Here is a 21095-nt window from a genome sequence, read left to right as displayed (position 1 = left end):
TGTTATTTCTTTCCGAGCCTAGGGCATGACGTCTGGCCCCTTTCCCACTCATTGACGGCACTTTTTAATTTATGGTTCACCACTTCTAACGTACGACAGACATCGGAAAGTGAATAGCCTGTTCTGTCCGCGATTTGTTGGTAAGTTTCGCCATCGAGACGGCTTGCTTTTACTATGCTGCGCTGCTTCTCTGGCAAGGATTGTAGGGTTTGGTTGATAACACTGAGCTTCTCACTTTGTAAGGCGATGTCTTCTAGGGAATCCGTACCAATAGGATCTAGCTCCAGTTGACTGAATATATTATCAATCAAGTTGTCGTATCTGGTTTGAGAGCGAAAATGGTCAATGTACAGATTTTTCGCCAAGGTATATAAGTAGCCTTGGGGATTCTCGATACTTTTTGCTGCTAGATTCTGGCTGTACTTGATAAATGCCTGTTGGGCTATGTCTTCAGGATCCGGTGGACCATCGCCGAAGTTAGCCTTAAGCTTTTGGCATAGGGTTTTCCAATAACTTCGATATAAGTGAGTGAAAAATACAGCTTCCACAATCAGGGTAAGGTTGAACAATTTTGTCACTACCCTAGAGAGTTATTGTGACGTTGTTGTTACGAGCAACTCGCGGCATGCTTTTCTTTAAGTCGTTTACTACGCTGACGTTGTTGTTTGGTGTCCATCACCCCCTGTATTTAGTTATAAAATCGCATACATAGGTGCGGTCCCTGTTCTATTACTATTCGCCATCCTTTTATAAGCTTTTTGCCGTCAAGACCTGAAGTTCATCTTTTAATGTAAGAGGCATTGCTTATGAAAAAGTCAGTCATTGCACTATGTGCGACTTTATCTGCTATCGCTTTCTCTCCGATTAGCCAAGCGGATATCAACGAAGATTTGCAAAACATCTGCACTATTGTCAAAAACGATGATAAGTCTGAGTTGCGTAAAAAAATCAAAAAAGTTCAGGACGACTACAACCTTCGCCTGGGTGATTACTACAGCGGTATCAGCTGCGGCGGAAGCAGCTTGATTCGTTACGCGATGGAAAACGGTGCCGCCGAAGTGGGAACCTTTATGATTAAGAAGATGAGCCGGGGTGATTTGACTCAGGCTGAGTCTGATGGCCAGATGTTGCAGCAATGGGCAGAAGCGAACGGGCATATAGCCGGTCCTATCGGACAGGAATTGTTGGCCAGAATTAACTAAATCACTATTGGTGTCTGCATTACTGACCTTCGTTCGCTTCGGCAAATTGAAATGAATTACGACTGCAGTTTATTCCGCTGTCACCGAATTGGGCGGCACTCTCTCGAAGGTCTTGACGCCTCTTAATTTGAGAGAGTGTTATTGCCCAACTTATGCAAAACCCCGCCAAGGCGGGGTTTTTTCTTAGCCTCGCTTTTCATTTACGCAATAAGTGGTCTTGATGAACTTATCTTTTCGGCAAAACAGCAGTATGGCAAGCAAACCTATATAAACAACAGGCTGGAAGATATCTGATTTGACGGACCATATATAATGTAAAGCGATCAGAGGGCCGGCCAAATACACCCAGTTATGTAGCTTTTGCCATTGCTTGCCGAGTCGGCGTTGCATAGCTTTAGTTGATGTGGCTGCAAGCAGCAATAAGATCACCCAGGCTGAGAATCCGACCGTGATATAGGGGCGCTTTATGATTTCTGTCATCAGCAGTTGCCATTCCAATTGCAGCTCAAACATCACAAAACTGAGCAGATGCAAACAGGCAAAAGTGAAGGCATAAAGCCCCAGTAAGCGACGGAGCTGCATTAAGGGCGATGCGCGCAGCCATTTTGCTAAAGGTGATACAGATAAACACAGCAACAGCAAATTAAAGGCGCTGATGCCGGTGAAATGCAGCAAGGCTTCAACGGGATCGCCACCCAGTTGATCTGTTGCCGCCTGATAAAATACCACCGCCGCCCAACTTAAACTTAAGCTATGGATAAAAAACTTTATCCATTCAATGCTTCTACGGCTTAACGCTCTGCTGAGATTCACTAGTAAAAGCGCCTCAGATCCATGCCTCTGTATAAGCTAGCTACCTCGTTGTAACCGTTGAAAGGCAAAGTGTCGATTCGATTATTGGTGAATAGACCGCCGGTAGTGATGCGACGCTCTCGTGCCTGGCTCCAGCGAGGATGATCAACCTTGGGATTTACATTAGCGAAAAAGCCGTATTCATTGGGGGCCAACAAGTTCCAGGTGGTGGGCGGCTGTTTGTCGGTAAGGCGAATACGTACAATGGATTTAATGCTCTTAAAGCCATATTTCCAGGGAACTACCAGACGAATCGGGGCACCGTTTTGCGGTGGCAGACTGTTACCATACAAGCCCACAGCTAGCAGTGTGAGCGGGTGTACTGCTTCATCTATCCGCAGTCCTTCCACATAAGGGTAGTCGATACCCCCACCGCGAAATACACTTGCTTGACCGGGCATCTGCTTGGGGTCATATAAGGTTTCAAAAGCGACATACTTAGCACCATTTAAGGGTTGGGCCTTTTCCAGTAGCGCCTTTAGAGGGAAGCCGATCCAGGGAATCACCATAGACCAGGCTTCAACACAGCGCAGCCTATATATGCGTTCTTCCAGTGGGGCGACCTTATAGAGCGCCTCTAAAGATAAGCTGAAAGGCTTTTCCACCTGACCATCTACGCGCAGTAGCCAGGGATCGATGTCGAACGCCTGTGCGTTGGCTTTCGGGTCGGCTTTGTCTGTGCCGAATTCGTAGAAATTATTGTGGCCGCTGACTTTATTAAAAGGGGTCAGTGTCTCGCCGTGGTTTTCCTGCTTGCTATAACTCAGTGGGTGAGTTTTGAACTTAGGCTTATCATCGCCAAATAAGTTAAGCGCCAGTGACTGATGAGGAGCCAGTAAAGCACCCGCACCCATAAAGCCCAGTTGTTTTAATATCTGCCGGCGCTGCTGATAAACCGCTTCGTCGGTTACCTGATGCTCTTTTATGCTTGGATAGCGCTGGCGTTTAATTAGCATAACAAGTCTCGCCTCGAGGTTGATTCAAATACTGATACGAAACAAGACAGGAAAAAGGGTCAATTTGTTGCATCTGTTATTGACCCTTTTGCAACAGGAGAGCAGCAGGCTAGCGCAGCATTTCCTGTAATTGGGCGGACTGCGCAGTGCAATCGCCGATATTATGATTTACCCACTGTGGTGAATAATAGGTTTCCAGATAACGTTCACCACTGTCACAAAGCAAGGTCACTATGGAGCCTTCTTGCCCCTTTTCACGCATTTCAGCTGCTTTAACTAGTGCGCCCCACATGTTGGTCCCTGTTGAAGGGCCAACCTTTCTGCCCAATAAGGTTTCCAACCACAACATGGTGGCAATACTGGCACCATCTGGTACCTGTAGCATGTCGTCCACGACACTGGGCACGAAGGATGGCTCTACCCTGGGACGACCTATGCCCTCAATGCGGCTGCCGCAGGACGTTAGGCTGGCATCACCAGTTTGAAAGTAGGGATAAAATACCGAGTGATCCGGGTCGACCACCAATAAGTGGGTATCAAAGCACTTATACCTGATGTAGCGGCCTATGGTTGCACTGGTGCCACCTGTGCCGGCACTCATGACAACCCAGCTAGGGATAGGGTGGCGTTCATACTGCATCTGCTCAAAGATGCTACAGGCGATATTATTGTTACCGCGCCAGTCGGTGGCGCGCTCTGCATAGGTAAACTGATCCATGTAGTGGCCATTTAGTTCCTTGGCCAGACGTGTGGATTCAGCATAAATCTGGTCGCTTTTTTCGACAAAATGGCATTGGCCACCATAAAACTCAATTTGCTGGATTTTTCGTTGTGCAGTGTTCTTGGGCATGACGGCAATAAAAGGTAAACCAAGCAAGCGAGCGAAGTAGGCCTCCGAGACTGCTGTACTGCCGGAAGAAGACTCGATAATGGTGGTATTTTGATTTATCCAGCCATTGGTTAAGGCGTAAAGGTAGAGTGAACGAGCCAGTCTGTGTTTCAGGCTGCCGGTTGGGTGAGTGCTTTCATCTTTAAGATAAAAATCAATCCGTTCAAAGCCTGGTACATCGAGCTTAATTAAATGGGTATCTGAAGAACGCTGAAAGTCAGCTTGAATGCTTTCTATGGCCTGGTGGGCCCACTCTCTGCACATAAGTGGTTTGCCTTTTGATGGAGGGGCACTGCGACTAGGTTGTGCCAGTGGTTTAAGTTGTGCATAAGTTATATCAAAAAGTTGTATGCAATTCGACAATACTCACGTTGTTGTCCCCGGAATCCATGGCTGTGCATCTGTCAGTGTGCTTCCAAGTCTCAGCCGGGAGCGCTGATGTTTTCTGAATCTGCAGATGTACCGCGTTCATTGAGAACTTTCTACAGTGAAAAGAACATCTTAGATTGTCTTTGGAGTAGCATGCTTTTTCTTAAAAGCAAGTGATTTGGCCAAACTGATGACTTTTGACTTGAAATAGCGGACACTTGGCGCCACTAAGTCATACACATTTATATAACAAGAGAACTGATTATATGGCTCGCAATTACGTTATTCTGGATAAGGAAGCTCACAAAGGGCTAAAGGTTAAGCAGGATCCTACTCTTGCGCACGGTAAATCTTCACACCTTATTGGTGTCTCTCTTCGCGAATTCGCGCGTGCTTCCAGTGCGGTTCCATTGGTTTTGATTAAAGACGAGTCATCTGAGCGTTATTATGTTGCCGGTCTGTACGGTCTGAACGAAGGCGTGAACCTGTATTATTCTGATGAGGGCTGGCAAAGTCACTTCGCGCCGCTGAACCTACAACGCTATCCTTTTGATGTGCGCCCTAATGGTGAGCAACTGTCTATCTTCATCGATAAAGACAGTGAATTGGTTGGTGAAGCCGAAGGTTTCGATTTATTCAAAGAAGACGGCTCTGTGTCAGAGTACCTTGAGACTCGCCAACGCTTGCTGACTGATTTGGTTAACAGCGAAAACCTGACACAGGAATTTGTTAAGCAGTTGGTTGATTTGGATTTGGTTGATGAGATTCGTCTGGGTATCCGTTACGCCAATGGTGAGCAGCGCCAGTTAGTTGGTTTAAACAGCATCAGCGAAGAGAAACTGATGAAGTTGGACGATGAGCAGGTACTGAAACTGCATCGCAGTGGTTTCTTGGGCGCTATGTATGCCATGCTGAGCTCAATGGGCCAACTGAACCGTTTGGTACAGTTCTCGCAAAAAACTGACAACCCTATTGCTTCAATCCAGATGTTGCCTAAAGAACAGGCTCCAGCTGAAGAAGCGGCGGCTGAAAAAGCGAATTAATATTAATCAGGATCGGGAGCCCTTCCCGATCCTGTTTTTTTCACTGGTTTTTTCCACAAAAAAAACAGAATTCCTCACCACCTCTCCCTAATCGCCACTTTTCCCCACTTAATCAATTACTTCCGCAAAAGCCTTGATATATCTGGTTTCTGGGCCTGGATTGCTGCGATTTTTATTCCTTGACACCCTGTACTGGGGATACCTAAACTGTCAAATGTGGGTAAAAGTGGCAGAAAGTGGAAAAATAATTTTAAAAAGGCTTGGGGATGTTCCGCGGCGCTAATGCAATCAGTCTGGATACTAAAGGACGTGTAACGATTCCAACTCGTTACCGGCAGTCTTTGCTGGACGATTGTCAGGGTCAGTTGGTTTGCACTATCGACAGCCAGCAACCCTGTCTGCTGCTTTACCCTCTTACCGAATGGGAAGAAATTGAGCTCAAGCTCAGCCGCCTTTCCAGTATGAACCCGCATGAACGCAGGTTGCAACGTTTACTGCTTGGTTATGCTTTGGAAGGCAATATGGATAACAGTGGAAGATTTTTGCTATCAGGCCCTCTTCGCCAACACGCTCATTTGGATAAACAAGTGATGCTGGTTGGTCAGATCAACCGATTTGAGATCTGGGATGCGGAGATTTGGCAGCAGCAGATTCATGCTGATATTGAAACTGAGCAACAGGGCGGTTTTGAATTAACCGAGCGACTTCAGGACTTTTCACTCTAATGTCCAGCGATTATGTTCATCAGTCGGTACTGCTGCAGGAGTCCATAGAGGCACTGGCGGTTAAACCCGATGGTATTTATCTCGACGCGACCTTTGGCCGGGGCGGACACTCGCGCGCCATCTTAGCCTGTTTAAATGATAAAGGTCGTTTGCTGGCACTGGATAGAGACCCGCAAGCCATTCAGGCCGCCCAGGCGCTGGCTGACGAGCCACGGTTTGAGATTTTTCACTGCGCTTTTTCTCATCTTCTTGGGGTAACGGACGAGTTAGGTCTGACAGGGCAGCTTGACGGTATTTTAATGGATTTGGGTGTTTCATCCCCCCAATTGGATGATCCCGAGCGCGGCTTTAGTTTTATGCGGGATGGCCCGCTGGACATGCGTATGGATACCAGCAAAGGCCTCAGTGCAGCAGAATGGCTGGCTCATGCAGAATTGGAAGACATCGTCACCGTACTGAAAGAGTATGGTGAAGAGCGCTTTGCCAGGCGTATTGCCCATGCCATCCTTACCACACGCGATGAGAACCCGCTTACTCGTACCCGTCAGTTAGCAGAACTTATTGATCAGGCGGTGCCATTTAAAGACAAACACAAACATCCGGCAACCCGCAGTTTTCAGGCCATTCGCATTTTCATCAATAGAGAATTGGATGAAGTGGCTAATACCCTGGAGTATGCGCTAAAAGCGTTGAAGCCTGGTGGACGCCTGGCGGTTATTAGCTTTCATTCCTTGGAGGACCGCTTGGTAAAACGCTTTATGCGTGACCAAAGCCGTGGCCGCCAGGTGCCGGCCGGATTGCCACTCACCGAAGCCGAATTGAACGTAGGTAAGGCGATGAAGCTCATCGGCAAGGCAATTATGCCCTCACAAGCCGAACTCTCGGTCAATAACAGGGCACGCAGCTCGGTGCTCAGAGTGGCGGAAAAGTTATGAAAGGTGGGCAGACCCAATTCAGCTTGGTTGTCCTTGTTTGGACCGACTTAACTCGCCACCCAGGGCGAGTTTTGTTGTATTTAATGGCGCTGCTTAGTGCCGCCGCCGTTATTTTAAGTTCGCACCACAATCGCCAACTGGCGATTGTGCATGAGCAATTGATGCAGCAGCGCGACCAACTGGATGTGGAATGGCGCCATCTGTTGCTGGAGCAAAGTGCGCTGACAGAACATAACCGCCTGGAAACTATGGTGCGAAAGCAACTGAATATGCGTCGACCACAGCCCCAGGATGAAGTGGTGGTGAAAATAAAATGAGCACCGCACACGCCAAGAAAAACCTGAAGCCCCGCTTGGTGGAATGGCGCTTTATGCTGGTTGCCGCCGTGGTGGTATGTGTATTCGTGGCGTTGGTGGCAAGAGCGGCCTATATCCAGGTCATTGAGCCTGACTCGCTGATCCAAAAGGGTGACAACCGGACTAAACGCACCCGCTACACCCAGGCGCATCGCGGTAATATCATGGATCGCAATGGTGAGGAGTTGGCCGTCAGCGTGCCGGTTCGGGCGATTTATGCTGATCCCAAGCTGGTTCACGACAACGGTGGCTTTGCCGATGAACGTCGCTGGCAGGCATTAGCTGAGGTGTTAGGGCAGGATTTATCTGACATCCGCAGTAAGCTCAGGGATCCCGCGAAGCGTTTTGTTTATATTCAGCGCCAGGTGTCTCCGGCCATGGCGGATTATGTTGATCAGTTGGATCTGCCCGGTATTTATCTGCGTAATGAGTCGCGTCGCTACTACCCGGTTGGTGAAGTGTCTGCTCAGTTAGTGGGCTTTACCGATGTGGATGATAAGGGTATCGAAGGCATCGAACGCCTTTACAATGACTGGTTAACCGGTACACCGGGCTCTCGTAAGATCCGTCGTGATGCCAAAGGACGTCAGGTTGAGATCCTCGATGAGACGCAAAGTGAACCCGGTAAAGATTTGCAGCTCACTATTGACCAGCGTATCCAAGCTCTTACATACAAAGAGCTTAAACTGGCAGTGGGTACTTACAAAGCGGCATCTGGTTCGGCTGTGGTGGTGGATATTCATAGCGGTGAAATTCTGGCGATGGTGAACAGCCCGTCATTTAACCCGAATAACCGTAGCGGCGTATCTGCGCACCGTATTCGTAATCGCGCTATTACCGACACCTTTGAGCCGGGCTCTACCGCCAAACCTCTGGCAGTACTGGCGGCGCTGGAGTTCGGCAGTGCCAGTTTAACCGATACTATTGATACCTCTCCGGGGTGGATGCGTCTGGGAGGCAGCCTGGTGCAGGACGCTCGTAACTACGGGGAAATGGATCTTACCGGTATTATCCGCAAATCCAGCAATATGGGGACTTCTAAGCTGGCCTTGTCGGTTCCCAAAGAACACTTTATCGAGCTCCATTACCAGATGGGATTAATTGGCGATACCGGCACACATCTGGTTGGCGAGAGCGGCGGTATTTTTCACGACCGATCACGCTGGTCTAAACATGAACTGGCGGCATTATCTTTTGGTTACAACATTGCTATCACATCAGTACAGCTAGCCAGGATGTACGCCATTATTGGGGCTGGGGGCATGAAGCGTCCCTTGTCGATTATTAAGTCCAATGAACGCATGCCTGCCGAGCGGGTGCTGACCAAACAAAATGCCGATGCCATGGTGCATATGCTCGAAGCCGTGGTCTTGGACGGTGGTACGGCAACTAAGGCTCGTGTGCCAGGTTACCGCGTTGCCGGCAAGACAGGTACCAGCCGTAAAGCCGTGGCCGGGGGATATGGCGAAGAGTATGTGAACAACTTTGCCGGTATTGCACCGGTATCCGACCCTCAGTTGGCCGTGGTGGTCATGATTAATGAGCCTGGTGGGGATTTGTATCATGGTGGTGACACCGCAGCGCCCACTTTTGCACGCATTATGGCGGGTGCTTTGCAACTGTTGAATGTGCCACCCGATGATAAGACCGTCAACTCACTGGCGGCAATAGGGAATGGAGGAAAACATGACTCCTGATATGACCCTGCGTAAATTGCTTTTGCCTTTTGGTATTGATGCCCCGGCCATTGAATTACAGGATATGGTACTGGATAGCCGCGAAGTGGCTATTCACAAACTATTTATCGCTGTGATTGGTCATACCCTAGATGGCCGTGATTTTATCCCCCAGGCCATCAGCTTGGGCGCCAAGGCGATTTTGGCCGAAACCCGTGACCAGGCTCAGCATGGCTGTATGGAGATGCGGGAACAATCTTTGATCGTGCAGTTCTATGGCCTGGGCGAGAAGCTTTCGGCCTTAGCGGCGCATTTCTTCCACCATCCCGCAGAACGATTACAGGTTGCTGCCGTGACTGGTACCAATGGCAAAACCAGTATTGTTCAGTTGATTGCACAGTTTAGTCAGGCACTGGGGCTGCAGGCGGGCACTATTGGCACCTTGGGCGCAGGGCTGGTAAACAAGGTGACAGAAGGCAATAACACCACACCGGATGCCATCAGTATGCATCGGCTACTTTGGCAGATGCAGACAGCGGGCGCTGAGCTGGTGGCGTTGGAGGCTTCTTCACATGCTTTGGTACAACATCGTATTGCCAGTCTGAAGACCGATGTGGCGGTATTTACCAATCTCACCCGAGACCATCTGGATTACCACGGTGATATGAGCCGCTATGCCGCAGCGAAGCGCTTGCTGCTGGAGCAGCCTGGGCTACGCGCGTTGGTATTGAACCAGGAAGAAAGTGAAAGCGAAAACTGGCTGATGGCGGCCAGGGGACGTTTTGAATTGGTGTTTTACGGAATTGGCCAGGCCAAACATCCGCAATACCCCTATTTACTGGCTGAACAGGTGGAATATTTACCGAGCGGTTGTCGCATCCATCTAAGCAGCCCTTTGGGAAGCTCTGTCATAGATTCTCCTCTGTTAGGAGAATTTAATGTATTGAACTTATTGGCGGCCATGTCTGCCCAACTTTGCTTTGGTCGTGAACTGGCTGATGTGGCTGGGGCGGTAAGAGGTATCAGCACTGTGCCCGGTCGACTGGAAGTTTTTCATCGAGACGATTTGCCAACGCTGGTGGTGGATTATGCCCATACACCTGATGCGTTGGAACAGGCATTGAAAGCATTGCGTCTGCATACCCAGGGGCGGTTGCTTTGCGTGTTTGGGTGCGGTGGTGACAGGGATAAAGGTAAACGCCCATTGATGGGGCGTATTGCAGAGCAGTATGCCGATCTGGCCATTGTCACTAACGACAACAGTCGTTCAGAGGATCCTGAAGCGATTGCTCTGGAAGTTCGCGCGGGTATGCAAAATGCGCAGTCTGCGGTGATTGAACTGGACAGGCAGTCAGCAATCAAACTGGCGATGGCTAAATGTCAGGCCGGGGATGTGATTCTTTTGGCTGGTAAAGGCCACGAAAACTATCAAATTATTGGTGATAAAAAAATTAACTACGACGAGCGAGCATTCGCATCCAGCTTAATTAAGGGGACAAGGGCGTGATCTCTGTAACACTAAAGTGGATTGCACAGCAATTGCAGTCCGAGCTGCAAGGCGACAGTGCAGACATCCGGGGTGTCAGTACCGATACCCGAACACTGCAACCCGGCGATTTATTTGTCGCGCTGTCCGGTCCTAATTTTGATGGCCATGGTTTTGTTGAAACCGCTGAGCAAAAAGGTGCGGCGGCATTGGTTATCAGCAGGCCGGTAGACACTAAACTGCCAACTATTCTGGTACCCGATACCAAATTGGCGCTTGGCCAGCTGGCCGCCGGAGTGCGTCAGTTGGTTGCTGTGAAAACAGTGGCAATTACAGGTAGCAGCGGTAAGACCACGGTCAAAGAAATGGTTGCTTCTATCCTGTCTCGCAAGGGGAAGGTGCTGGCTACGCAGGGTAATTTTAACAATGAAATCGGGGTGCCACTGACGCTGTTGCGTCTGGAAGCCGATCATCAATATGCGGTGATCGAGTTAGGTGCCAATCATTTGGGTGAGATTGCCTATACCACTTCACTGACGAAACCCGATGTGGCCACTATCGTTAATGCGGCGGCGGCGCACCTCGAAGGCTTTGGCAGTCTGTTTGGTGTAGCCAGAGCCAAGAGCGAGATATTTAAAGGTCTACCAGAAAATGGCCTGGCCGTGCTGAATGCGGACAGTCAGTTCCTGGCATTCTGGAAAGGTAAGCTTGACCACGTTCGAACTCAGGAATTTGGCGAACAGCGTGGTGACTTCCACGCGTCAGACGTGGCGTTAGGGCTGGACGGCTGTGCGCAATTTTTGATGCATACGCCACAAGGCACTTTGGATCTCACCCTGGCTGTGCCAGGAATGCACAATGTATCCAATGCGCTGTGCGCTGCTGCATTGGCAATGGAAGTCGGGGCCAGCCTGGAAGACATTAAATTAGGCTTACAGGAAATGGCGCAAGTGCGTGGCCGTCTGAATATCAAGCAACTGACCAATCAAGTGCGTCTTATCGACGACAGTTATAACGCCAATGTTGCCTCTACCCAGGCTGCGATTGAACTATTGGCCAGTTTTTCTGGCCGCCGGGTGTTGGTGTTGGGAGATATGGCCGAGCTGGGCGAGAAGGCGCGTTTTTATCATGAGGAAATGGGCCAATTTGCTCGTAGTAAAGGTATAGACAACCTGTTTAGCTTAGGGGTGCTCAGCCAGCAAGCCAGCGATCAATTTGGCCAGGCCGGCAGACACTTTAGCGATGTGGATGCATTGATTGCGTATCTGCAAAATGAACTACAAACAGAGCAACGTGATATCAGCATTCTTATCAAAGGCTCGCGCAGTGCGAAAATGGAACGGGTGGTAAAAGCCATCGAGGAGTCCCCCGTGGGAAAGTTTGAACGAGCCAGGGAGCGTATCGCATGCTGATTTGGCTCGCCGAGTGGTTACGGCAGTTTGATGCTGGTTTTAATGTATTCTCTTATCTCACGATGCGGGCGATCCTCAGCACCTTGACGGCGTTGCTTATCTCCGTGCTCCTTGGCCCGCAGATGATCCGCTGGTTACAGCGTATGCAAATTGGTCAGACGGTCAGAACCGATGGTCCGCAATCCCATTTGTCTAAATCGGGTACGCCAACTATGGGGGGCGTCCTGATTTTAGCGGCCATCATCAGCAGTACTTTGCTGTGGGCTGACCTGACCAACAGATATGTGCTGGTTACTCTGTTTGTGGTGGCTAGCTACGGTGTCATTGGTTTTGTTGATGACTATCGTAAAGTCATCCGCAAGGACTCAAAAGGTTTAATTGCCCGTTGGAAATACTTCTGGCTGTCGGCCGTGGCGATTCTGGTCGCTTTCTATTTGTACAGTAGTAGCCAGACGGCAGCGGAAACGGCGCTGCTGGTTCCTTTTTTCAAGGAAGTTATGCCGCAATTGGGGTTGATGTATCTGGTGCTGACTTACTTCGTCCTGGTTGGTACCAGTAACGCGGTAAATCTGACCGATGGCTTAGACGGACTGGCCATTGTGCCTACTATTCTGGTGGCGGGGGCATTTGCGATTTTTGCCTATGTCACCGGCAACGTGAATTTTTCAGCCTATCTGAACATCCCTCATATTCCCCTGACCAGTGAACTGGTGATTGTCTGTACCGCTATTGTGGGGGCCGGATTGGGCTTCTTGTGGTTTAACACCTACCCAGCCATGGTCTTTATGGGCGATGTGGGGTCATTGGCCCTAGGGGGAGCACTGGGGATACTGGCGGTATTGGTTCGCCAGGAACTGGTGTTGGTGATTATGGGCGGGGTGTTCGTGATGGAAGCCTTGTCGGTGATCCTTCAGGTGGGCTCTTATAAATTGCGCGGCCAGCGGATTTTCCGTATGGCTCCCATTCATCATCATTATGAACTCAAGGGCTGGCCCGAGCCGCGCGTTATTGTGCGCTTCTGGATCATTTCCCTGATTCTGGTGCTGGTGGGTTTAGCGACCCTGAAACTGAGATAATGGAGCGTAGCGGGTGTTGAATCTTGCCAACAAACAGGTTGCGGTAGTGGGACTGGGTCTTACCGGCCAGTCCTGCGTGCATTTCCTGCTTGCTCAAGGGGCCAGCGTCAGCGCTTATGATAGTCGTGAATCCCTTAACCTGTGTTTGCCGGAACACGTGCAGGTCAGGCTGGGAGCATTTGAGGCGAGCACATTGTGTCAGGCCCAGATGATTTTGCTCAGTCCAGGAGTCGCATTAGCCGAGCCCGCTATCCAGGCTGCTATTCATGCGGGGGTTGAGGTTATTGGCGACATTGAACTCTTTGCCCGTTTCAATCAAAAGCCGGTATTGGCTATTACAGGCTCTAACGGCAAAAGCACGGTCACTTCCTTGGTTACCGACATGCTTAACGCCAGTGGTGTAAAAGCCATTATGGGCGGCAATATTGGAACCCCCGTACTTGAATTGCTAAACAGTGATTATGAGGTGGCGGTGCTTGAACTATCCAGCTTTCAGTTGGAAACCACCCAAAGCCTGACTCCCCTGGCGGCTACCGTGCTGAATATCAGCGCAGACCATCTGGATCGCTACAGCGGTTTGGAGGCCTACCGGCAAGTTAAGCTGAGCATATACCAGGATGCCGGGTTATGTGTTTTCAGCCGCGAAGATGAGCTAACTCAGCCTCAAGGTGGCAGCAGAATGCTGAGCTTTGGTCTGGACAATCTTGACGCTGATATGGGGTTTGACGCTGACAGCGGTTGGATTCGTTATCAGGGACAGCCACTGGTGGAACTGGCCGATTGCAGTTTGGTCGGCCAGCATAATGTGCTGAATATTCAGGCGGCGGCAGCATTAGCACTTGCCGCAGGCGCCAGTATTGAGGGGGTTCGTCAGGCCTGCCGAACCTTCAAAAATCTGCCTCACCGCTGTGAACTGGTGCGGGTGCACCGTGGTGTCCGCTGGGTAGATGACTCTAAGGGGACGAACATTGGTGCGACGCTGGCTGCCATCGATGGTTTGCGCAGCCAGGTCAAGGGTAAGTTGGTGCTTATCGCCGGTGGCGATGGTAAGGGGGCCGACTTTAACGAATTACTGCCAGCTCTGGACAAGGTCGACAAGCTGATTTGCCTGGGCAAAGATGGCGCAGCTATTGCGTCGCTCAAGGCCGACTCTAGTCTGGTCAGTAGCCTTGATGAGGCGGTCAGTCTGGCTAATGGTTGGGCGCAAAGCGGCGATATGGTGCTGTTGTCGCCGGCTTGTGCCAGCTTGGATATGTTTAAAAACTATCATCACCGTGGACAGGTCTTTGCAAGTGCAGTGGAGGCGTTGTTATGAATGTATCGCCGTCACTGATGGGACAAAATCTGCAGCGCCTTTTTCAGCTTCGTCATGATGTACGTGGCATGCGTCCTTACGATTTAAGCTTGTTGCTGATAGCCCTGGCGCTGATGTCCATCGGGATGATCATTGTGACCTCGGCTTCTATGCCCGCGGCTGCTCGTATTTACGATAACCCTTTTCATTTTGCCATTCGCCATGGGATATATGTGGTCATTGCGCTGATCGCATCACTGGTGACGATGCAACTGCCCATGCGCTGGTGGCGGACATACAACGGCTGGCTGTTATTGCTAGCTATCCTGTTGTTGGTGGCGGTATTGCTGGTGGGGCGCAATGTTAACGGCAGCACCCGCTGGCTGGCGCTGGGGCCTATCACTATTCAGGCCGCAGAACCGGCCAAATTGTTTTTCTTCTGTTATCTGGCTGGTTATCTGGTGCGTCGCTATGAAGAAGTGACGGAGAACCTGAAAGGCTTTATCAAGCCGCTTGGCGTGCTCTTCATTTTGGCTTTGTTGCTGTTGATGCAACCGGATCTGGGTACTGTGGTGGTGATGTTTGCTACGACCATCGGCTTGCTGTTTCTGGCCGGCGCCAAATTGTGGCAGTTCTTTGGTCTGCTGCTTAGCGGCCTGTGTGCCGTCGTGGCGTTAATTTTATTTGAAGAATACCGCCTCAAACGTATTACCGCGTTTTTGGATCCCTGGGCTGACCCTTTTGGCAGTGGTTATCAGTTGACCCAATCGCTGATGGCTTATGGCCGCGGTGATATTTTCGGCCAAGGACTGGGCAACAGTTTACAGAAGTTAGAATACCTACCGGAGGCGCATACCGACTTTATTGCCGCGATTCTGGCCGAAGAGTTGGGGTTTGCTGGTGTGTGTGCGGTGCTGGCGTTGTTATTGATGTTGGTGCTTAAAGCTTTGCGTTTGGGCAACCTTGCGCTGCAACAAGGGCGTCCATTTGAGGGCTACTTGGCGCATTCCATCGGTATTTGGTTCAGTTTTCAGACCGCCGTTAATGTCGGTGCCAGCGCCGGTATTCTACCCACCAAGGGTCTAACCTTACCCCTGGTGAGTTACGGCGGCAATAGCCTGATTTTGATGAGCATGGCGGTGGCTTTGCTTATGCGCATTGATTTTGAGTTACGCATGGATGGTGTACAGGCCTTGAGTGACCGCAAACGGAGTAGTAGTCAATGAGTGGCCGGATCATGATTATGGCTGGTGGCACCGGTGGACATGTGTTCCCTGGGCTGGCAGTGGCAGATCACCTCAAAGCCGAAGGCTGGCAAGTACACTGGCTGGGGACGGCAGAAAAAATGGAAGCCCGAGTGGTGCCAGCGGCTGGTTACCCCATCAGTTATTTGAGCATCAGCGGTGTGCGCGGTAACGGTCTGATTCGCTTGCTTAAGGCGCCGTTCAAGATTGCTCAGGCAGTATGGCAGGCGAGAAAGGCAATCAAGCAGTTTCAGCCCGATGTGGTTTTGGGAATGGGCGGGTTTGCCAGCGGTCCAGGTGGTGTAGCGGCTTGGTTAAGTGGCGTGCCGTTACTTATCCATGAACAAAATGCCGTGCCGGGAATGACCAATAAGTTGTTAAGTCGGTTGGCGAGAAAGGTGATGACGGGGTTTGATCGTACTTTCCCGGCAGCCACACCCAATGTGGAATGGGTTGGCAATCCGGTACGTAACAATATCGCACCTTCGAAGCATAAGACTCAAGGCGATAGCCTGCATGTCTTGGTTGTGGGGGGCAGTTTGGGCGCCAAAGCCCTCAATGAGATATTGCCATCCCAGTTTGCAGGTATCGAGGGTATTGAGATTCGCCATCAATGCGGTGGTGGCCGAGAGGCGGAAGCCAAGACGGCTTATGAGCAGCATATGGGAACGCAGCATAACTGGCAGGTGCAGGCGTTTATCGACGATATGGGACAGGCATATGACTGGGCTGATCTGGTGATTTGCCGGGCTGGAGCCTTAACCGTATCTGAGATTGCCAGCAGTGGTTTGGCAGCCATTTTTGTCCCTTTGCCCTATGCCGTGGATGATCACCAAACCCGCAATGCAGAGGTATTAGTTCAAGCGGGTGCTGCGTTGTTGGTGCCACAGAGCCAATTGGCCGGACAGGATTTTAAACAGACATTAACGCAATTACTGGCAGATGCCGGCACGTTGGCGACGATGGGGCAAAAAGCCCTGAGTCAGGCCAAGCCGGACGCGACCGACAGAGTCGCAGGGTATTGCAAAGAACTAGCGGAGCAACAGGCATGAGCAGTACTGCCAATTATACGGTTCCGGAGATGCGCCGTATTAAACGCATTCATTTTATTGGTATCGGCGGCGCCGGTATGGGCGGCATTGCCGAAGTGTTATTGAACGAAGGCTATCAGGTGTCGGGTTCTGACTTGGCGACCAACCCTATGACCAGCCGCTTGCAAGGATTAGGTGCCACCATTTTTATTGGCCACCAGGCCAGCAATGTGCAGGGGGTTGATGTGGTGGTGGTATCCAGTGCCATAGATACCCAGAACCCAGAGATTAAGCTGGCACGAGAGCAACGCATTCCCGTTATTCGGCGGGCCGAAATGTTGGCCGAGCTAATGCGTTTTCGCCATGGTGTGGCGGTGGCTGGCACCCATGGTAAAACCACAACCACCAGTTTGATCGCAACAATTTTTGCCCATGGTGGGCAAGATCCCACGTTTGTTATAGGTGGTTTGCTTAACAGCGCCGGTACTAATGCAAGATTGGGCAGCAGCCGCTATCTGATCGCGGAGGCGGATGAAAGTGATGCTTCCTTCTTGCATCTGCAGCCCATGGTGTCGGTGGTAACCAATATCGAAGCGGATCATATGGATACCTACCAGGGGGACTTCCAGAAAATGGAAGACACCTACTTGGATTTTCTGCATAACCTGCCTTTTTATGGCCTGGCGGTGATGTGTGGTGATGATCCTGTTATCACTAAGCTGCTGCCAAGAATCGGCCGCCATTATTTGACTTACGGCTTCTCTGAAGGCTTGGACTACCGGGCCGTGAATCTAACCCAAGGCTTCAACCATAGCTGTTTCACCGTTGAGCGAAAAGACGCAGCGCCTTTTGAAGTTAAGCTGGGGTTACCGGGTAAACATAATGTGCTGAATGCGCTGGCGGCTATCGCGGTGGCGCTGGAAGAAGGGATCGAGCAACAAAAAGTCGTCGAAGCACTGGCCTCTTTCGAGGGCATTGGTCGTCGGTTTGAATGTTTGGGACAGTTTGATACCGGTAATGGTGAGGTGCTCCTGGTTGACGATTACGGTCATCACCCAACCGAAGTAGAAGCCACTATCGCCACGGCGCGCAGTAACTGGCCAGATAAACGCCTGGTCATGGCGTATCAGCCCCACCGCTATTCTCGGACCCGTGATCTATATGAAGATTTTGTCAGGGTATTGTCTCAGGTGGATCTGCTGTTGTTACTGGAGGTCTACTCAGCCGGGGAAGCACCGATTGAGGGAGCGGACAGTAAAGCCCTTTGCCGCTCAATTCGTCAGCGAGGTCAAATTGAACCGGTTTACGTGAGTAGCCCAGAGGAGCTACCTAAGCTATTAGCGCCGTTATTGCAGGATCAAGATTTGTTGATGACTCAAGGTGCCGGAAACATAGGTAAGCTGGCCAAAGACCTGCAAAAAATGCAACTAAACATAGCCATTATGAGTGGGGAGAACGGTGCATGAATGTCGAGCGTTTCGGCAAAGTTGCGGTGTTGTTCGGCGGTAACTCTGCAGAGCGGGAGGTATCGCTAAAGTCAGGACAGGCTGTATTGGATGCTTTGTTGGAAGCGGGTGTGGATGCCCATGCTTTTGACCCGGCCAGCTCCTCATTGACTGAGCTGGTAGCTGCCAAATTCCATCGCGTACTGATTATGCTACATGGCCGCGGTGGTGAAGACGGCACCTTGCAAGGCGCCTTGCAGCAGTTAGGGATCCCCTATACAGGGTCTGGCGTGCTGGGCTCGGCGTTGTGCATGGATAAGGTTCGCAGTAAGTGGATCTGGCAAGCGCTGGGATTGCCAACAGCCGAATACCAAGTAGTTGATAAATCCAGCTTTAATGCGGATCTCTGCGACGATATAATGGCGCGTTTAGGTGGTTTAGTAATGGTTAAACCGGCGCAGGAAGGATCCAGCATCGGCATGGCAAAAGTCAGTGACGCAGCCGAGTTGTCAGACGCTGTGCAGCAGGCTTTCCAATACGACCATCAGGTATTGCTGGAAAGATTTATAACCGGTCAGGAATTTACTGTCAGTTTGTTGGGTGACAAAACCTTGCCTTCCATTCGCATGCAGACTCCCCGTACTTTTTATGACTATGAAGCCAAGTACCAAGCGAACAGCACTGAGTACTTTTGCCCCAGTGGTTTAGATAGCCAAGCCGAAGCGCTGTTGGGCTCACTGGCACGTAGGGCTTTCGAAGCGCTGAACGGCAGCGGCTGGGGACGGGTGGACTTTATGCAGGATAAGAGCGGGCAGTTCTATTTGCTGGAAGCCAATACTGTACCCGGTATGACACAGAAAAGCTTGGTGCCTATGGCGGCGAAGCAAGCGGGAATGAGTTTCAGCGACCTGGCCTTGGAAGTTCTGGCCACCTCGGAGCTCAGCCGGTGAATGAACTGCAAGTCCTGCCAACGCCGGCGCGTGGGCCACAGTTGTGGTGGGGTATGCTGTTTCTGTTTTTGGTGCTCAGTGGCTTGGTATACGGCGCATTTAGCTTGAATGCCTGGTTGGATGATGAGCAACAGTTGCCGGTGAGAGATATCCAGATATCAGGGAAACTGACTTATCTGGTGAAGCAGGATGTGGAGTTGGCTATCCGGCGTAATCAGCCTGGTAGCTTTTTTGAACTGGATATTCAGCGGGCCTTGCAGGATGTGGAAGCGCTACCTTGGGTGTATCGCGCCTCGATTAGAAAAGAATGGCCGAATAACCTGCATGTGCATGTTGTGGAACAGCAAGCCGTTGCGAGCTGGAATGGCGATATGTTGCTGAATATTCAGGGCGGCACTTTTGCGGCGGCGGTTCCAGAGGGACTTTTGTTGCCCAAATTGTTCGGTCCTCAGGGCAGTGAACAGACCGCGCTACAGGGATTTCATGCTATGCAGGCGCTACTTCTGCGCTCTGATGTGCAAGTGGATGAACTGGTGTTGAGTGAGCGGTTTGCCTGGAATCTGAAGCTGGATAATGGCCTGAGATTAAATCTGGGGCGGGATGAGTTTATCGACAGATTGCAGCGTTTTGTGGACATTTATCCACTGCTGCAAAAAGACCAGCGACAGGCTGAATACGTAGACCTGCGCTACGACACAGGTTTAGCGGTTGGATGGAAACCCGCGTCAGCGGCGACATCTGGTTGAAGTGTAAAAAGATAAAGAGACGACAACAAGGTCGCCTCTGAACGTGAATGCCAGATTACTGGCATTCGCCAAGATTAGTTAACAGATAAAACAGCGGACAGCATAGTGAGAATGAACATGCCGGTGGCAAAGGTGACAGATCGGAATTTGATTGTAGGTCTGGATATAGGTACCAGTACCGTCAAGGCCGTCGTGGGTGAAGTGCTGGATGATGGTGGTATCAGCATCGTCGGTGTGGGAACTCATATGGCCCGCGGCATGGACAAAGGCGGCGTAAATGATCTGAATTTGGTGGTGCAGTCAGTGCAAAGTGCCATCAATGAAATGGAGCTAATGGCCGATTGTCGCGTATCGTCTGTATTTATGTCTATTTCTGGTCGTCATGTGCAGTGCCAGAATGAAAGTGGCATGGTTCCAATCAATAACAAGGAAGTGACTCAGGAAGACGTCGATAACGTGATTCACGCTGCGCGCAGTGTACCTATAGCGGCAGAGCGTCGTTTGCTGCATGTGCTGCCGCAGGAGTTCACTATTGATGTGCAGGAAGGGATTAAAAACCCGGTCGGCATGTCTGGGGTCAGGATGGAGGCGGAAGCACATATCATCACCTGTGCTGATGATATGGCTAAAAATCTGGTTAAGTGCGTGGAGCGCTGTGGACTGAGTTCCGACCAGCTTATCTTCTCAGCGCTTGCCTCGAGCTACGCGGTGGTAACGGAAGATGAAAAAGAGTTGGGGGTCTGTGTGGTGGATATTGGTGGCGGCACCATAGATATCGTGATTTACACAGATGGCGCCATACGCCACACCGCGGTGATACCTGTGGCTGGTAATCAGATCACCAGTGATATTGCCAAGATTTTCCGTACGCCTATCAGTCATGCGGAAGAAATTAAGATTAGTTACGCCTGTGCGCTGAAAAACATGGTCAGCATGGAAGAGAGCATTGAAGTGCCAAGCGTGGGGGGCCGACCATCCAGAGCAATGTCCAGGCATACCCTGGCAGAGGTCATCGAACCCAGGTACCAAGAATTGTTTGAATTGGTGCACGAACAGATCCGTTCCAGCGGATTAGAAGAGCAGATCGCGGCAGGCATAGTGTTGACCGGTGGTACCGCCAAGATGGAAGGCGCAGTGGAGTTTGCCGAAGAGCTGTTCCAAATGCCGGTCAGAGTAGGGCGCCCATTAAATGTTAAGGGGTTGTCCGAGTACGTGGAAGATTCAACCTTTGCCACTGCAGTTGGCTTGCTCCAGTACGCCAAAGACCATATGCGGGCAAAGCAGATAGCCAGGCAGAAATCCTCTGAAGGTATTTGGCAGAGAATTCAAAGCTGGTTCAAGGGCGAGTTTTAAAAATTAGAAGTGATGATGTCTAGCGGGGTGCGGTTAACGCCAAGGACCGCACGTT

The 21095-nt window shown here is 50.7% G+C and carries 20 protein-coding genes; 16 read left to right on the top strand and 4 right to left on the bottom strand.

Annotation, left to right across the window (positions count from 1 at the left end):
- Positions 1 to 2: 2 nt before the first annotated feature.
- The gene (locus tag IEX02_RS09430) at positions 3 to 578 is read right to left on the bottom strand and encodes an RNA polymerase sigma factor (RefSeq protein ID WP_188693685.1); all 576 of its coding nucleotides are present in this window, start codon (positions 576 to 578) and stop codon (positions 3 to 5) included.
- Positions 579 to 806: 228 nt separating this feature from the next.
- On the opposite strand from IEX02_RS09430, the gene IEX02_RS09425 reads away from it, so the two are divergent.
- Positions 807 to 1202: a DUF3718 domain-containing protein gene (locus IEX02_RS09425; RefSeq protein ID WP_188693682.1), complete on the top strand. Its 396-nt coding sequence runs from the start codon at positions 807 to 809 to the stop codon at positions 1200 to 1202.
- Positions 1203 to 1385: 183 nt separating this feature from the next.
- Here the strand turns inward: IEX02_RS09425 and msrQ are convergent, their stop codons facing one another.
- The 3 genes from msrQ to IEX02_RS09410 all read right to left on the bottom strand — a co-directional run bounded on the left by msrQ (position 1386) and on the right by IEX02_RS09410 (position 4163).
- Positions 1386 to 2015, bottom strand: a complete 630-nt coding sequence (msrQ, locus tag IEX02_RS09420) for a protein-methionine-sulfoxide reductase heme-binding subunit MsrQ (RefSeq protein WP_188693679.1) — start codon at positions 2013 to 2015, stop codon at positions 1386 to 1388.
- Complete coding sequence (msrP, locus tag IEX02_RS09415) at positions 2015 to 3010, bottom strand: protein-methionine-sulfoxide reductase catalytic subunit MsrP (RefSeq protein WP_188693676.1); 996 nt, start codon at positions 3008 to 3010, stop codon at positions 2015 to 2017. The genes msrQ and msrP overlap by 1 nt, the downstream gene beginning before the upstream one ends.
- Before the next feature lie 109 nt (positions 3011 to 3119).
- On the bottom strand, positions 3120 to 4163 hold the full coding sequence (locus IEX02_RS09410; protein ID WP_188693673.1) for a PLP-dependent cysteine synthase family protein: 1044 nt from the start codon (positions 4161 to 4163) through the stop codon (positions 3120 to 3122).
- A 371-nt stretch (positions 4164 to 4534) separates the two neighbouring features.
- Here IEX02_RS09410 and IEX02_RS09405 point away from each other — a divergent pair, with 371 nt between their 5' ends.
- From IEX02_RS09405 to ftsA, 15 genes are all read left to right on the top strand, one after another.
- Complete coding sequence (locus tag IEX02_RS09405; RefSeq protein WP_188693672.1) at positions 4535 to 5311, top strand: SapC family protein; 777 nt, start codon at positions 4535 to 4537, stop codon at positions 5309 to 5311.
- A gap of 266 nt (positions 5312 to 5577) precedes the next feature.
- A complete protein-coding gene (gene mraZ, locus IEX02_RS09400; protein WP_188693668.1) occupies positions 5578 to 6036 on the top strand; it encodes a division/cell wall cluster transcriptional repressor MraZ in 459 nt (152 codons plus the stop codon).
- Positions 6036 to 6971, top strand: a complete 936-nt coding sequence (gene rsmH / locus IEX02_RS09395) for a 16S rRNA (cytosine(1402)-N(4))-methyltransferase RsmH (RefSeq protein WP_188693666.1) — start codon at positions 6036 to 6038, stop codon at positions 6969 to 6971. The genes mraZ and rsmH overlap by 1 nt, the downstream gene beginning before the upstream one ends.
- Positions 6968 to 7288 carry a cell division protein FtsL gene (gene ftsL / locus IEX02_RS09390; protein ID WP_188693662.1) on the top strand — a complete coding sequence of 107 codons (321 nt, stop codon included), beginning with the start codon at positions 6968 to 6970 and terminating at the stop codon, positions 7286 to 7288. Before rsmH ends, ftsL begins: the two co-directional genes overlap by 4 nt.
- Positions 7285 to 9024: a peptidoglycan D,D-transpeptidase FtsI family protein gene (locus IEX02_RS09385; RefSeq protein ID WP_188693659.1), complete on the top strand. Its 1740-nt coding sequence runs from the start codon at positions 7285 to 7287 to the stop codon at positions 9022 to 9024. Before ftsL ends, IEX02_RS09385 begins: the two co-directional genes overlap by 4 nt.
- Entirely contained in the window at positions 9014 to 10510 is a 1497-nt protein-coding gene (murE, locus tag IEX02_RS09380; protein ID WP_188693657.1) for a UDP-N-acetylmuramoyl-L-alanyl-D-glutamate--2,6-diaminopimelate ligase, read from the top strand. The genes IEX02_RS09385 and murE overlap by 11 nt, the downstream gene beginning before the upstream one ends.
- Positions 10507 to 11901, top strand: a complete 1395-nt coding sequence (gene murF / locus IEX02_RS09375) for a UDP-N-acetylmuramoyl-tripeptide--D-alanyl-D-alanine ligase (protein WP_188693655.1) — start codon at positions 10507 to 10509, stop codon at positions 11899 to 11901. The genes murE and murF overlap by 4 nt, the downstream gene beginning before the upstream one ends.
- Positions 11895 to 12977, top strand: a complete 1083-nt coding sequence (gene mraY / locus IEX02_RS09370) for a phospho-N-acetylmuramoyl-pentapeptide-transferase (RefSeq protein WP_188693652.1) — start codon at positions 11895 to 11897, stop codon at positions 12975 to 12977. The genes murF and mraY overlap by 7 nt, the downstream gene beginning before the upstream one ends.
- A gap of 13 nt (positions 12978 to 12990) precedes the next feature.
- On the top strand, positions 12991 to 14292 hold the full coding sequence (gene murD, locus IEX02_RS09365; protein ID WP_188693649.1) for a UDP-N-acetylmuramoyl-L-alanine--D-glutamate ligase: 1302 nt from the start codon (positions 12991 to 12993) through the stop codon (positions 14290 to 14292).
- 17 nt (positions 14293 to 14309) lie between these two features.
- Positions 14310 to 15497 carry a cell division protein FtsW gene (ftsW, locus tag IEX02_RS09360; RefSeq protein WP_188694170.1) on the top strand — a complete coding sequence of 396 codons (1188 nt, stop codon included), beginning with the start codon at positions 14310 to 14312 and terminating at the stop codon, positions 15495 to 15497.
- The gene (gene murG, locus IEX02_RS09355) at positions 15494 to 16567 is read left to right on the top strand and encodes an undecaprenyldiphospho-muramoylpentapeptide beta-N-acetylglucosaminyltransferase (RefSeq protein WP_188693647.1); all 1074 of its coding nucleotides are present in this window, start codon (positions 15494 to 15496) and stop codon (positions 16565 to 16567) included. Before ftsW ends, murG begins: the two co-directional genes overlap by 4 nt.
- The gene (gene murC, locus IEX02_RS09350) at positions 16564 to 18012 is read left to right on the top strand and encodes a UDP-N-acetylmuramate--L-alanine ligase (protein ID WP_188693642.1); all 1449 of its coding nucleotides are present in this window, start codon (positions 16564 to 16566) and stop codon (positions 18010 to 18012) included. Before murG ends, murC begins: the two co-directional genes overlap by 4 nt.
- On the top strand, positions 18009 to 18941 hold the full coding sequence (locus IEX02_RS09345) for a D-alanine--D-alanine ligase (protein WP_188693639.1): 933 nt from the start codon (positions 18009 to 18011) through the stop codon (positions 18939 to 18941). The genes murC and IEX02_RS09345 overlap by 4 nt, the downstream gene beginning before the upstream one ends.
- Positions 18938 to 19687 carry a cell division protein FtsQ/DivIB gene (locus IEX02_RS09340; RefSeq protein ID WP_373284973.1) on the top strand — a complete coding sequence of 250 codons (750 nt, stop codon included), beginning with the start codon at positions 18938 to 18940 and terminating at the stop codon, positions 19685 to 19687. The genes IEX02_RS09345 and IEX02_RS09340 overlap by 4 nt, the downstream gene beginning before the upstream one ends.
- A 117-nt stretch (positions 19688 to 19804) precedes the next feature.
- A complete protein-coding gene (gene ftsA, locus IEX02_RS09335; protein WP_373284972.1) occupies positions 19805 to 21040 on the top strand; it encodes a cell division protein FtsA in 1236 nt (411 codons plus the stop codon).
- Positions 21041 to 21095: the final 55 nt, after the last annotated feature.

It is taken from the genome of Bowmanella pacifica (genome assembly GCF_014645355.1).
Lineage (GTDB): Bacteria > Pseudomonadota > Gammaproteobacteria > Enterobacterales > Alteromonadaceae > Bowmanella > Bowmanella pacifica.
The sequence above is the reverse complement of the archived record's forward strand: the minus strand, read 5'-3'. Positions and strand labels throughout refer to the sequence as shown.